The organism is Psychroflexus longus (assembly GCF_020164595.1).
Classification (GTDB): domain Bacteria; phylum Bacteroidota; class Bacteroidia; order Flavobacteriales; family Flavobacteriaceae; genus Psychroflexus; species Psychroflexus longus.
The window spans coordinates 106,100-120,054 of the sequence record NZ_JAIQZE010000008.1; the positions used below are offsets into that span (position 1 = coordinate 106,100).

Annotated in this window: 14 protein-coding genes; 3 read left to right on the forward strand and 11 right to left on the reverse strand. The window is 36.5% G+C overall.

Annotated features, from left to right (window positions below):
• Positions 1–6: 6 nt before the first annotated feature.
• From murD to mraZ, 7 genes are read right to left on the reverse strand one after another with little or no spacing between them, the layout of a single operon-like run.
• Complete coding sequence (gene murD, locus LB452_RS08785) at positions 7–1,350, reverse strand: UDP-N-acetylmuramoyl-L-alanine--D-glutamate ligase (RefSeq protein WP_224461364.1); 1,344 nt, start codon at positions 1,348–1,350, stop codon at positions 7–9.
• On the reverse strand, positions 1,351–2,571 hold the full coding sequence (gene mraY / locus LB452_RS08790; RefSeq protein ID WP_224461365.1) for a phospho-N-acetylmuramoyl-pentapeptide-transferase: 1,221 nt from the start codon (positions 2,569–2,571) through the stop codon (positions 1,351–1,353).
• Between the two features lie 3 nt (positions 2,572–2,574).
• Positions 2,575–4,038 carry a UDP-N-acetylmuramoyl-L-alanyl-D-glutamate--2,6-diaminopimelate ligase gene (locus LB452_RS08795; protein WP_224461366.1) on the reverse strand — a complete coding sequence of 488 codons (1,464 nt, stop codon included), beginning with the start codon at positions 4,036–4,038 and terminating at the stop codon, positions 2,575–2,577.
• Positions 4,035–6,002, reverse strand: coding sequence for a penicillin-binding protein (locus LB452_RS08800; RefSeq protein WP_224461367.1), 1,968 nt, complete (start codon positions 6,000–6,002; stop codon positions 4,035–4,037). The genes LB452_RS08795 and LB452_RS08800 overlap by 4 nt, the downstream gene beginning before the upstream one ends.
• A gap of 1 nt (position 6,003) precedes the next feature.
• A complete protein-coding gene (locus tag LB452_RS08805) occupies positions 6,004–6,318 on the reverse strand; it encodes an FtsL-like putative cell division protein (RefSeq protein ID WP_224454677.1) in 315 nt (104 codons plus the stop codon).
• Positions 6,319–6,320: 2 nt separating this feature from the next.
• Complete coding sequence (gene rsmH, locus LB452_RS08810) at positions 6,321–7,223, reverse strand: 16S rRNA (cytosine(1402)-N(4))-methyltransferase RsmH (protein WP_224461368.1); 903 nt, start codon at positions 7,221–7,223, stop codon at positions 6,321–6,323.
• Positions 7,216–7,671 carry a division/cell wall cluster transcriptional repressor MraZ gene (mraZ, locus tag LB452_RS08815; RefSeq protein ID WP_224461369.1) on the reverse strand — a complete coding sequence of 152 codons (456 nt, stop codon included), beginning with the start codon at positions 7,669–7,671 and terminating at the stop codon, positions 7,216–7,218. Before mraZ ends, rsmH begins: the two co-directional genes overlap by 8 nt.
• 346 nt (positions 7,672–8,017) lie before the next feature.
• On the opposite strand from mraZ, the gene LB452_RS08820 reads away from it, so the two are divergent.
• Complete coding sequence (locus LB452_RS08820; RefSeq protein WP_224461370.1) at positions 8,018–8,782, forward strand: alpha/beta fold hydrolase; 765 nt, start codon at positions 8,018–8,020, stop codon at positions 8,780–8,782.
• 11 nt (positions 8,783–8,793) lie between these two features.
• Positions 8,794–9,393 carry a ribosome biogenesis GTP-binding protein YihA/YsxC gene (yihA, locus tag LB452_RS08825; RefSeq protein ID WP_224461371.1) on the forward strand — a complete coding sequence of 200 codons (600 nt, stop codon included), beginning with the start codon at positions 8,794–8,796 and terminating at the stop codon, positions 9,391–9,393.
• Here the strand turns inward: yihA and LB452_RS08830 are convergent, their stop codons facing one another.
• The 3 genes from LB452_RS08830 to gldB are packed head-to-tail and all read right to left on the reverse strand — an operon-like array spanning position 9,394 to position 11,061.
• On the reverse strand, positions 9,394–9,762 hold the full coding sequence (locus LB452_RS08830; protein ID WP_224461372.1) for a GTPase: 369 nt from the start codon (positions 9,760–9,762) through the stop codon (positions 9,394–9,396). It abuts the gene before it with no gap.
• The gene (gldC, locus tag LB452_RS08835; protein ID WP_224454683.1) at positions 9,749–10,102 is read right to left on the reverse strand and encodes a gliding motility protein GldC; all 354 of its coding nucleotides are present in this window, start codon (positions 10,100–10,102) and stop codon (positions 9,749–9,751) included. The genes LB452_RS08830 and gldC overlap by 14 nt, the downstream gene beginning before the upstream one ends.
• 2 nt (positions 10,103–10,104) lie before the next feature.
• Entirely contained in the window at positions 10,105–11,061 is a 957-nt protein-coding gene (gene gldB, locus LB452_RS08840; RefSeq protein WP_456097027.1) for a gliding motility lipoprotein GldB, read from the reverse strand.
• Between the two features lie 82 nt (positions 11,062–11,143).
• On the opposite strand from gldB, the gene nadE reads away from it, so the two are divergent.
• Positions 11,144–11,926, forward strand: a complete 783-nt coding sequence (gene nadE / locus LB452_RS08845) for an NAD(+) synthase (RefSeq protein WP_224461374.1) — start codon at positions 11,144–11,146, stop codon at positions 11,924–11,926.
• 56 nt (positions 11,927–11,982) lie between these two features.
• Here nadE and dnaG read toward each other — a convergent pair whose 3' ends face one another.
• Positions 11,983–13,935 (reverse strand): DNA primase, encoded by a 1,953-nt coding sequence (dnaG, locus tag LB452_RS08850; RefSeq protein WP_224461375.1) that lies wholly within the window; start codon positions 13,933–13,935, stop codon positions 11,983–11,985.
• Positions 13,936–13,955: the final 20 nt, after the last annotated feature.

Genomic DNA, 13,955 nt, shown 5'->3' on the forward strand with positions numbered 1-13,955 from the left:
TTTCTTTTATTTTTTAAGACTTTGAACTGCGTTTTTGAATTGTCTCCCTCTGTCTTCGTAGTTTTCGAATAAATCGAAGCTAGCACAGGCGGGAGATAAAAGAACTGCATCGTTATCCTCTGTAAGCTCGTAAGCTCTGGAAACCGCATCTGCCATATTGGAAGTTTCAATAATTGTATCAACACAATTACTAAACACCTCATAGATTTTTTGATTATCTATTCCCAAGCATACGATAGCTTTCACTTTTTCATTCACCAAAGCAAGTAAATCTTCGTATTTGTTGCCTTTGTCTACTCCTCCAACGATCCAAACTGTCGGAGCATTCATGCTATCCAGTGCGTAGAACGTTGCATTCACATTTGTAGCTTTAGAATCGTTGATGAAATTCACCTTATTAATTTTACTTAATTGCTCAAGTCTGTGCTCGACACCATGAAAACTTTCCATGCTATCACGTATCGTTTGCTTTCTTATTTTCAGCAATCTGGCTGCAGTGGAAGCAGCCATTGCATTTCTTGTATTATGATCGCCTTTTAGAGCTAAGTCTGTTACTGACATAGTAAATAGATTATGATTTAAATTGATATTTATTTTGTTGTCTTTAATGAATGCTGACAAGTCTTCAATGATTGTTGACATGGTGAATGGAATTAATTTTGATCTAATTCGATTCTTGTCCAACCACCCTGTAATCACTTCATCGTCTTTGTTATAAATAAGGTAGTCGTCTTCCGTTTGATTTAATGTAATTCTGAATTTCGCTTCAATATATTCTTGAAAATTATTGTGATATCTGTCTAAATGATCTGGTGTAATAGTCGTTAAAATAGCGATATGAGGTCTAAAAGTCTCGATTCCATCCAATTGGAAACTGCTCAATTCCAGGACATAATTATGGACATTCTTCCTCGCTACTTGTTCTGCAAAACTGAAGCCTACATTTCCAGCCATTGAAACTGATAAACCCGCATTTTTCAAAATATAAAACACCATGTTAGTAACGGTAGTCTTACCGTTGGAACCAGTTATTCCAATCAAATTAGCATCAGTAAACCAGGAAGCAAATTCAATTTCAGAAATAACCTTAATTCCACTTTTTCTTAAATTCTGAATCAGTGGTAGATCATCAGATATACCTGGACTCTTGACAATTACGTTAGCAGATTCCAATCTAGATAAGGTGTGACCACCTTCTTCAAATTCAATTTCTTCTGAATTTAATTTAGTTTTAAACTTAGGCTTGATCTCAGAAAAATCTGACAAGAAAACTTCATAGCCCTTATCCTTTCCGAGAATTGCAGCTCCTACTCCACTTTCGCCACCCCCTAAAATAACTAGCTTTTCCATTTATCTAATTTTTAGTGTGACGATGGTTATAACGGCCAGCAGGATCCCAATAATCCAGAATCTTACTACAATTTTTGACTCGTGAAAACCAAGTTTTTGATAATGATGATGCAATGGCGCCATTAAAAATACACGCTTTCCTGTTCCTGTCTTTTTCTTTGTGAATTTGAACCAACCTACCTGAAGAATGACAGATAAATTTTCGATCAGGAAAATTCCACAGAGGATAGGAATCAAAAGTTCCTTACGCGTTGCAATGGCTATTACAGCAATAATTCCGCCGATAGTCAAACTACCTGTATCTCCCATAAATACTTGAGCGGGATAGGTATTGTACCATAAAAATCCAACTAGAGACCCTGCAAATGCAGTAATGAAAATTGTCATTTCTCCAGATCTGGGAATATTCATCACATTGAGATAATCTGAAAAAATGACGTTGCCAGAGACCCAGGCAAAAATTCCTAAAGTGAGCACTATTATTGCAGAGCTTCCCGCAGCAAGCCCATCAATACCGTCGGTAAGGTTAGCTCCATTGGAAACTGCTGTGACAATAAGAATCACAATGGGAATGAATATGATCCAGGCATAAGATGCTGCACCTTCACCTATCCATGAAATTGCTTTAGAATAATCCAGCTCGTTATTTTTGAAAAACGGGATAGTCGTGGTAGTTGATTTTTCTTCGGGGGAGGTTTCTGAAATCACCTGCACGTTATTGGTAGTCGTTACTTTATTATCGGGTCTCACCGTAACATCGGGATGAAAATACATCACAGCGCCAACGAAAATTCCCAGACCTACCTGTCCAACTACTTTAAATCTACCCTTCAATCCTTCTTTATTCTTTTTGAAGGTTTTAATATAATCATCTAAAAATCCAATAGCTCCCATCCAAATGGTAGTCACAATTAATAGAATGACATAAATGTTGTTGAGTTGAGAAAGCAGCAAAACGGGGATTAATGTAGAAAATATAATGATGAGTCCACCCATCGTAGGGGTTCCAGCCTTTTCTTTTTGGCCCTCTAAACCAAGTTCTCTTACACTTTCTCCGATTTGTTTTCTTTGAAGAAATAAAATAATACGCTTACCAAAAATGGTGGAAATCAATAGTGAAAGAATGATAGCAAAAGCAGCCCTGAAAGATATGTACTGAAACAAACGCGCCCCTGGGAGATCGTAGTTACTTTCCAAAAACTCGAATAAATGGTATAACATATCTTACTTATTAAATTGAGCTAGTAGTTCCTTTACGATTTTGAAATCATCAAAATCTGATCTCACTCCATGTACTTCCTGATAGGTTTCATGTCCTTTTCCAGCTATCAAAATAATGTCTCCTTTGTTAGCCATACTACAAGCCGTTTTTATAGCTTGTTGCCTTGAAGTTATGCTCAGCGTTTTATATACATCCTGTGGCTCAACCCCTTTTTCTATATCGTTTATGATATTCCCCGGATCTTCTGTCCGTGGATTATCACTTGTTAAAATGACTTTAGTGCTTAAGTTTCCAGCAATTTTACCCATCAAGGGTCTCTTAGTCTTATCGCGATCACCTCCACAACCGACAACAGTGATGAGTTCTTCATTTCGAGTTCTGATATCATTGGTGGTTTGTAACACATTCTTCAACGCATCTGGAGTATGTGCATAATCGACAATCACGTGAATTCCTGAGTCCGAAATATGATGCTGATACCTTCCGTCAACTGGTTTTAGCTGACTTAAAATCTGTAAGTTCTCCAATTGCTCAACTCCAAGTAAATCGGCAGAAGCATAGACTGCCAATAAGTTATAAGCATTAAAATCACCAATAAATCTTGACCAAACTTCATTACCATTGACATTCAGTTTTAATCCTGAAAAGCTTTTCTCAAGTATTCTAACTTTATAATCTGTTAGATTTTTCACTCCATAACCGTAAGTTTTAGCTTTGGTGTTCTGAAGCATATAGTTGCCATTCTTGTCATCAATATTTGTTAGAGCAAAAGCTTTTTTAGACAACTGGTCAAAGAATCTCTTTTTGACATCTCTATACTCAGCAAAGGATTTGTGATAATCCAGGTGATCCTGAGATAAATTGGTAAAAATACCGCCGACAAAATCAAGTCCTAAGGTTCTATGCTGGGCAATTCCGTGAGAACTGACTTCCATAAAACAAAACTCCACACCTACGTCATTCATCCTTTTCAAATAAGAATTAATGGTCAAAGAATCTGGTGTTGTCAACTTGGTGGCAAACTCCTTATCATTCACTTTGATAGTTACCGTAGAAATCAAACCCACTTTAAAACCAAGGGCCTTGAATAATTGATAAAGCAATGAGCTTACTGTAGTCTTACCATTAGTTCCGGTAACTCCTACCAGTTTAAGATTGGAGGAAGGATTATCATAATAATTTGACGCCATAAAGGCAATTGCCTCTCTGGTATCTTTAACCTGAACATAAGTAATTCCAGGAGCCAATTCAGAAGGAAGATCTTCACAAACAACAACCGTAGCTCCTTTTGAAATTGCTGCATCAATAAACAAATGACCATCTGCTGCTGCACCTCCAATGGCCACGAACACATCTTGCGTTGCAACCAAACGGCTGTCAAAATGAATATGGTTCACTTCTATTGCTGATGAACCTTTTACAGATTCAATAGAAACTTTATATAGTATGTCTTTTAAAACTTTCAACTTGAAATTAAATTTACGCGTTGGTTATTTGTAATTTTTGTTCCGCTTTTGATCGACTGCTTCTGAACTTTACCGTTGCCCACTAAATTCACTTTCAATCCTAAATTCTCTAAAATCGAAACAGCATCCATAGCTGGATAACCCGTAATATCTGGCATCAATGTTTTATAGTTTTGAGAAACGTCAAAATAATTCTCATACTTTTCGTTAGCGATTTTAGTATTAAACGCATCCTCCTTTGATATTTCATCTTTAAGCGGCGTATCGATGTAAATCTTTTGAGCAATTTTTTCAAACACTGGTGCTGCGACAGTACTTCCGTAATAACCGATTTTTGGATTTGGCTTATGGATGACGACGATACAAGAATATTTTGGCTCATCTGCAGGAAAATACCCAACGAATGATGAAACATATCTTCCGGACTCTATCCAATATTCAGTTTGACAAGTTCCTGTTTTTCCTGCCATGGAAAAATTTGAATTATTGATGTTGCTTCCAGTTCCTTTTTCCACAACCCTCTTCATCAAGTCCTGGAGTTTTAAAGCCGTTTCTTTAGAACATACGCTCCCTTCAACTATTGGGTCTGAATAAGACTCAATAAGTGTATGTTTATCTCTTACCTGCTTAATGAATTTTGGTTTGATTTTCAACCCATCATTGGCAATAGCATTATAAAAGGTCAGAGTTTGTAATGAGGTTAAGGAAACTCCATAGCCGAATGACATCCAGGGCAAAGTGGTACCATACCAATTGGAATCCTGAGGATGAGGAATGTGAGGTTTGCCTTCTCCTTTAATTCGAAGTCCTATCTTTTCATTTAGCCCCATATTGTAAAGACGATTGACAAATCGCTCTGGTTTATCCTTGTAATTTTCATAAATCATTTTAGCAAAAGCCGTGTTTGAGGACACCTCAAATGCCTCTGCTGCTGAAATTTTACCATACCCACCACGTTTGGAATCGTAAACTCTTCTATCAAAAAACTGAACCATACCTTTTTCAGTATCGAATACTGTACTGGTATCAATGACTTTATCTTCCAAAGCAGCAGCCATACTCATCAATTTAAATGTAGAGCCTGGCTCGTGGGGTTCGTAAACCGCATAATTGAGTTTTTCGTAATATTTATTGGAGCCTTTAATACGCCCTAAATTGGATATGGCCTTGATTTCTCCAGTCTTAGTTTCCATGACCACCACGCTTCCATGATCGGCTTCAAAATGTTCTAACTGTTCCAGCAAGGCATGATGAGCAACATCCTGAATATTGACATCTATTGTAGAAATAACATCATAGCCATCTTCAGGCTCAACTTCGTTGATGTCGCTTATCGGTTTCCACTGACCTTTAGCTATTTTTTGCTTTAATCTTCTTCCTTTTTTACCCTTTAAAAATTCATCAAAAGCACCTTCCAAGCCTACATTTCCAAAACCAACCGTTCTTTCTCCTATTTTTCCAAGCGGGTTTTCGCGAACTGTAGATTGTTCAGCTATGAAACCTCCTTTGTAGGGTCCCAGATTGAAAAGCGGAAACTCTCTTATGGCAACATAGTCTGAATAATCGACTTGTTTTGCAATAAGCACGTATCTGTTTTTAATTTGTCTCGCTTTCTTCAGCTTCTGAAGATGATAATTTTTGGAGCCACCAAGTTTTTTTGATAATTCTGAAGCCAATGCAGAAGCATATTTCTGAAAATTACTTTCTGAAACAGTTACTGCATCAAACCTGATATCATATTTAGGCACGGAAGTCGCCAATAAATTCATGTTTGTATCGTAGAGATTTCCACGGTTTGGCTCTATACTGAAATTTCTGTAGACCGTTTCTTGTGCTAAATTCCTGTATTTCTGTCCTTCTACTACCTGAATATCAAAAAGTTTATAGCCCATAAGTAAAAACACAACTACGAAGATTGCAGCTATGATGTAAAACCTTCTTAAAATGCTTTTATCTGTTGTCATTTTATTTGGACTTTACTATGATTTTATAGGGCGGCTTATCCGATAAGCCGATGGAGCGTTGTTTCATTTTTTTCGCAACATTGGACTCCATTTTTTGCTGCATCACTGTTTTGCGGGTGTCAACAAATTCACTTCTCAATTCTTTCAATTGCTGATTGAGTTCAGCAACCTGATATACTTTCCTTTCTGCACTATGAGAACTCGCAATCATTATAATCGCCAGCAATGCGCAAAACACAATAAAAGCCCAGTTGGTAAAAGCGCCTTCGCTTACCAAAAATTTGCCTTTTAATATGTTTCTTAAGCCATTTGTCATGATTATAACCTTTCGCCAATTCTCAATTTTGCACTTCTGGATCTATTGTTTTGTTTCATTTCGGTTTGAGCTGGAGTAATGAGTTTCCCTATTTTTTTAAAAGGCACCAGCATATTCCCGTAAAAATCTTTTTCTGGAGCTCCAGAAAATTTACCGTCTCTTATAAATCGCTTCACCAGTCTATCTTCCAATGAATGGTAAGAGATTAAACTTAGCCTTCCCCCTTTTTTGATCAAATCTGGAGTTTGGAGCAAAAACTCTTTAAGCACTTCCATCTCTTGGTTCACTTCTATGCGAATAGCTTGGTACACCTGAGCTAGGAACTTGTTCACTTTGGTTGGTGGAAAAAAAGGCGTAAGCAAAGCATTCAATTCTGAAGTGGATTGAATAGGCTTAACCGACCTCTCTTCAACAATGGCTTTTGCAAGTTTTCTAGACATCTTGATTTCGCCATACTGCCATAACAATTGAGACAATTGCTCTTCAGAATAGGTATTGATTAATTCTGAAGCACTTATCCCTGTCTGCTGATCCATCCTCATGTCCAATTCAGCATCAAACCTTATGGAGAATCCTCGCTCCCCTTCATCAAATTGATGGGAGGAAACACCGAAATCTCCAAGTATGGCATCTACTTCTTTGACTCCCTCCAATTTTAAAAAACGCTTTATAAATCTGAAATTCGCCTGAATAAGTGTGAATCGAGAATCTTCGATTACATTCTGCTGAGCATCATGATCCTGATCGAAAGCGTAAAGTTTTCCATGTTCACCAAGTCGGGATAGGATTTCTCTGGAATGCCCACCACCGCCAAAGGTCACATCCACATAAACGCCATCTGGCTTTATAGACATACCATCAATGCTTTCTTTAAGCAACACAGGAATGTGGTAAGTTTCACTCATCAGTATCAAATCCCATTACGTCTTCAGCTAAATCTGCGAAATCCTCAGATTCACTAACGACAGATTCATATTTATCTTTATCCCATATTTCTACAATGTTGATTGCAGAAGAGACGACTATTTCTTTATCTATAGAAGCAAAACTGATCAGGTCTTTAGGAATCAATAATCGCCCGTTTGCATCAACCTCAATCATTTTGACTCCAGCGGAAAATTTCCTTATAAAATCATTGTTCTTTTTGTTGAATCGATTTAGGCCGTTCATCTTCTGCATGAGTAAATTCCACTGACTCATAGGGTACAATTCCAGACATGGCTGAAACACAGAACGTTTCAAAACAAAGCCTTCTTCAAGGATAGGAAGCATCTGCTTTTTCAAGCTAGACGGTAGCATAAGTCGACCTTTTGTGTCAACTTTGCATTCGTAAGATCCTATGAGGGTGTTCATGATAGGTTTGATTTCAATTTCAAATATATCGAAATTTTTACCACATTTTACCACTTTCTACCACATTGTGGATAACTTTTTCCACTAGAACACTTTAAGACTTGTTCAAAGCAGCAATAACCTAAGTTTTGACGTGGTTTAAAATAAGCTTGATAGCTGTGGATAAAGAGAATAATTCTATAATTTGATAAACTTTGAAAGGTATATTGTTAATTTTAGCTGACGAAAACAACTTTAAAAGTCTTATTTATAAACATTTACACCCTTAATTAACAAGTCCCAAAAACTGTAAGGTTTTCTTATTCAAATATCTTTATATTTGAATTTTGAAATTCTAAAAAACCTGATGGAAGAACATATTAAGCAAGACGGCAAGTTTAAATACTTTGAGAAAGGTGAAGGCACTCCAATTGTAATTTTACATGGACTTATGGGTGGCTTGAGCAACTTTGATGGTGTTATGTCTTATTTCCCTCAAAAAGGTTATAAAGTTGTAGTTCCAGAATTACCTCTTTACGATTTGCCATTGCTTAAGACCAATATCAAAAACATTACAAAATACATCAAGGAATTTATAGACTTCAAATCTTATGGAAAGGTGATTTTGGTCGGGAATTCCCTTGGGGGTCATGTAGGATTACTCACCACGAAATTATACCCAGAAATTGTTAAAGCGCTTGTCATCACGGGCAGTTCCGGTCTTTACGAAAGTGCAATGGGAGAAAGCTATCCAAAACGTGGTGATTATGAATACATCAAAAAAAAGGCCCAGGATGTATTTTATGATCCTGAAGTCGCTACGCAAGAAATTATAGACGACGTCTACAGTGTTGTGAATGATAGAAGTAAATTGATAAGAACTCTCTCTATCGCTAAAAGTGCTATACGACACAATATGTCAAAAGATCTTCCAAACATGGAAACGCCAACATGCATCATTTGGGGGAGACAGGATCAAGTTACTCCTCCACAAGTTGCAAAAGACTTCGATAAACTACTTCCAGACTCCGAATTGTTTTGGATAGATAAATGTGGCCATGCTGCTATGATGGAACATCCGGATCAATTCAACCAAATCTTGTTTGACTGGCTTGAGAAAAGAAAATTATAAAACTTCAAGCCATGAAAATTAAAACTTCAGAGTTTGTGATGAGTAATTCGGATGTTACTAAATGCCCGAGTACACAATTACCAGAATATGCATTTATTGGAAGAAGTAATGTTGGAAAATCTTCACTCATCAATATGCTTACGGGCAGAAAGGCTTTAGCCAAAGTGTCTGGTAAGCCCGGAAAAACACGTCTAATTAACCATTTCCTAATTAATGAGAATTGGCATCTGGTAGATTTACCAGGATATGGTTATGCTAAAGTAAGCAAAAAAGAGAAAAAAACGTTTCAGAAATATATAACGGCCTATTTTGAAAAAAGACAACAACTTGTCAATACTTTTATCTTAATAGATAGCAGGCATTCGCCTCAACCCATCGATTTAGAGTTTCTAGAATGGATGGGTATGAACACCATTCCCTTTTCAATTGTATTTACAAAAGCTGATAAATTAAAACCCAATGCTTTAGAAAGAAACGTTGAAGATTACAAGTCCAAACTTCTTGAGACCTGGGAAGAGCTTCCTCCCTATTTTGTTACATCTTCAGCAAATCAGACAGGGCGAGATGAGATTCTAAATTACATACAAAGCATCAACGAGACTCTGGTGTAATTATACCCTCGATTTTATCGTGTGGATCAAAGTATCCACGTCTTCAATTTGATTGAGTTCATCTTTACCTATCATCAAGCTCAAGTCATAATTATCTTGGTATAGAATTACAGGAAGATCGTAAAGCTTTTCAAACTTTGATTTGAATTTTCTTTTGTACTCGTCCTTATGAAAAAATATCATTTCAATATCGCTTTCTTTTCGAAACTTTTTCCATTTTCTATTTTCAGAAACAATGCCGAAGGTAAGTTCACATAGCCTACACTCGTAGGTTTTTGGACTTAAGATCTTATGAACACTATCTGATAATGAATTATTTACCCCGGCGTTGGCATTGTACACAAAAATTAAAGCTTTATTCTTTTGCATCATTTTTGGCGTCTTTGATATCTAACTTTTCAGCAAAGTAGTCGCAGAAATCTCTCATCGTTGCAGTCATCTTTTCATCATCTGTTGCTCTCTGGAAGGTATCTGTCATCCCTACAAAAATTTGATGAAAAAACTTTTTCATCTCGTCAACTGGCATCTCTTTGGTCCAGAGATCAATACGCAAGGTTTCTTGAGCTTTGTGATCCCAAATACTTAAAAAGGCAGCTTTGGCCTCTTCGTTGTCAATACCACCATCTTGTGCAGACCAGGTTAACTTTTCTGGAATTCTATTATCGTCTGTTACAACATTGATTTTAATTTCAGATTTTTTTTCAATCATAACTAAGGTTTATATTTTGATTTTTTAAAAATAACATCCGACTCTAGTTCTAAGAGTTCTTTTATGTTTGTATTAGGATATTTATTCATGTAAGCTCTCACAATCTGCCATCCTATATATTGACCGATTCTTGGAGAAGACTCATTGTCTAGTTCCAAATAAAATTTTGAATATGGTGCTAAATTTATAAAGCGGTCTTCTAGACGTTTATCTGTGGAGTAAATCAAATTACGCTCAACAAAAAAAGACCAGATTTCAGTTTCATTTTCTTTGGCCCATTTTAACTGTTCTTCAGAATAATAAATTTTCGCATGATCAGATTCAAAAGGCATTAAAAGATCTTTCAGATAAAGAATTTTGCCGTGGTTAATCATATCAGACAAAAACGTCCTAGATCGTTTAGAATTTAATTTTTGCTTTATAAATGCTTCAGCTATGTCTGAAATTAAAAATTCTTTATCCTGCTGTAAGGCAATATATTTAGCTAAGCCTTCATAAAATTTATGCTGACTTCCTAAATAATTATCTAGAGAAATTAATAAGGCATCTTCCGTCAAAACTAATTTTCGCCTGTAATTTACCTCCTCTGCTAGAGTATAAACTGTTGGAATCTTATAGTCTGGAAAGTAGAACTTAGCATATTTAAAAAAATGTTCAATTCTTTCCGTTTCTTCATTAAAATCTGGGAATTCCTTTTGAACTTCAGAGTTGATTTCTTTCTGCAAATCGCTCTGCATTTTAATAACCCAAAGACTGTCTGGAACTTGGTCCGGGAAGAGAGTTGGATATTTTGACTTCAATGCTGATAAATTGTCTGGAGTTGTCTCTGCAAATGCAATATCGAAACGCCTAACCTCTGTATCAATTGTTAAGGCTTCTGCCTTAGGATTTAGTTTGGAGTTTTCGTCACAGGCTGATAAAACAAAAAAAAGACTTAACAAAATTAAACGAATCCTCATATTTCCAGACTTGATGTTTTTCAACAAAACAGATTACTTATATTTGGGACAAATGTAAGTATTAAAGCCTAAAAATAGCCTTATGAAAACGCAGAAAACAATAGATTACATCACAGATTGGATGAAGGATTATTTGAAAGAGAGTCAACAAAAGGGGTTTGTTATTGGAGTTTCTGGTGGAATTGATTCGGCTGTAACCTCAACACTTTGCGCAACAACTGGCAAACCTACATTATGTATAGAATTGCCCATTCATCAGCATAAATCACAAGTATCCAGAGCAAGAAAGCATATAGATCAATTAGAGAGCAGGTTTGCAAATGTAAGCTCAATAAAAGTGGATTTATCCAACACATTTGATACGTTTAAGGCAAGTTTGCCCGAAATTGAAGATAAAGATTTACAAGATTTTTCACTTGCCAATTCCAGGGCGAGATTGAGAATGACAACGCTTTATTATTTTGCAGGGATCCATAGCTATTTGGTTGCTGGAACAGGAAATAAGGTTGAAGATTTTGGGGTTGGATTTTATACTAAATATGGAGATGGTGGCGTGGATTTAAGTCCTTTAGCAGACTTGATGAAAAGTGAAGTTTTCGAAATCGCAAAAGATTTAAGCGTAATTAGTGAAATACAAGAAGCAGAGCCTACAGACGGACTTTTTGGTGATAGCAGAACAGATGAAGACCAAATTGGCGCTAGCTATGATGAATTGGAGTGGGCCATGGAGTTTGACGGAGATGAAGCTGAAATTACAGATAGACAACAAGAGGTATTGAAAATCTACAATAAACTACACTCGGCCAATCAACATAAAATGCAACCAATTCCTGTTTGCGAAATTCCAGAAGAACTTAAAGATTAATTGAAGTAAATGTTTTGATTTTTTGAAAGTCAAAAAGCTACGTAAGAGCACTTAAATTATAAGACCCTGTTTAATTTATTTGAAATTAAAACTTCGAGTCCATTGTATTCCATAGTTTCTCTCATCAGTTCTATATCTACATCTTCTTTCTGATCTCTAATGATTTCGCTAAGCTCTTTTACCTTTTTTCTAATGAGAAAACGACGAAGATTTAGGATAGTTTCCATCACCTCACGTGGATCCAAAACACTTTTATCGACCACAAAAATTTCCTGGCGCTTCCAATCGTGTAATTGATTTTTTTCATATTCCATCAATATGGATGTGACCTCCTCAGCGAGTTCAGGCTTCAAATGATTCACAAAACTATCGATCTTTAGAGTTCTATCCTTTACATAGGTTTCAATAATAAGATCGAATAATTCTTTGAAAATAGGGTTTGAAAATTCAACTTCATCTTCTTGTAATTCGATAAAAATTTTTTCAAAAACGACATATTCTCGTTTAACTTCTAAGTGTTTATCTTCTTCAAAATCAAAGTCAAAATCTACAAAAACAGCGGTCTGGTCTCCATATCTCAGCAATAACTGAATTAAACTTCGCTCCAGGACGTACTGCTGATCTACTTTAGGAACTGGGGTTGATTCTTTGGTTTCTTTTACAATTTCAAGTGTTTTACGTCTGTCTCCGCGACCTGCTTCTCTTCTGTCTTTAGCAAGAATTTGAGCCAGAGTACTAAACAACACATCTTCTGAAACATCAAGAAGATTGGAGCAGGTTTGGATGTAGATTTCCTGAGTAATCTGGTCTGGAATTTTTGAAATTGAATTCACAATATCCCTTACCACTTCTGCCTTTTTAACTGGATCTTTCTCCGCATCTTTCAGTAGGAGAGAAGCTTTAAATCTTATAAAATCCTGAGCATTTTCATCAAGGTAAAGTTGCAGATCTTCAAGCGTATTGGCTTTTGCAAAGCTATCGGGATCTTCGCCTTCAGGAAAAAGACAAACTTTCACGTTCATGCCCTGTTCGAGAATCAAATCGATTCCCCGAATGGAAGCTCTCAATCCCGCTGCATCACCGTCAAATAAAACCGTGACGTTATTGGTCAACCTACTGATGAGTCGGATTTGTTCTGGAGTTAAGGCTGTTCCTGAAGAAGCCACCACGTTCTCAATTCCAGTTTGGTTAAACTGAATTACATCCGTATAGCCTTCAACCAGGTAACAATTATCGGCTTTAGCAATAGCTTGCTTAGCCTGATAAAGTCCATAAAGCACTTTACTTTTATGGTAGACTTCACTTTCAGGCGAATTGAGGTATTTGGCCTGCTTTTTATCGTTAGTCAGAATTCGACCTCCAAAACCAAGCACACGTCCAGACATGGAATGAATGGGAAACATCACCCGACCCTTGAAGCGGTCGAATCGTTTTTCCCCCTTGACGATAGTAAGACCTGTTTTTTCGAGAAATTCTAATTTATAGGCTTTCTGTAGAGCTGTGTCTGTAAAAGCTTGCCACTCGTCCGGAGAATAGCCAAGATCAAATTTCTCAATGGTTTCTGAAGTGAATCCCCGATTTTTAAAATAACTCAAGCCTACCGACTTACCTTCATCGGTATGAAGCATCTGTTTCACAAAGAAAGTTTTGGCAAATTCATTAACCAGATACATGCTTTCTCTCTCGCTGGCTTTTTCTTTTTCTTCTGAAGATTGCTCCGTTTCTTCAATTTCGATATTGTAGCGTTTTGCCAAATGCTTGATAGCTTCAGGATAAGTAAAGTGTTCGTGTTCCATCAAAAAAGCCACAACATTGCCACCTTTTCCCGAACTGAAATCTTTCCAAATTTGCTTTACCGGTGAGACCATGAAACTGGGCGAACGCTCTTCAGTAAATGGACTTAAGCCCTTAAAATTACTTCCCGATTTTTTAAGTTGAACGTAATCACCAATGACTTCCTCAACCCGGGAAATATCAAATACTTTGTCAATGGTGGTTTTACTTATCAACGGAAATCAATTTGAAAATT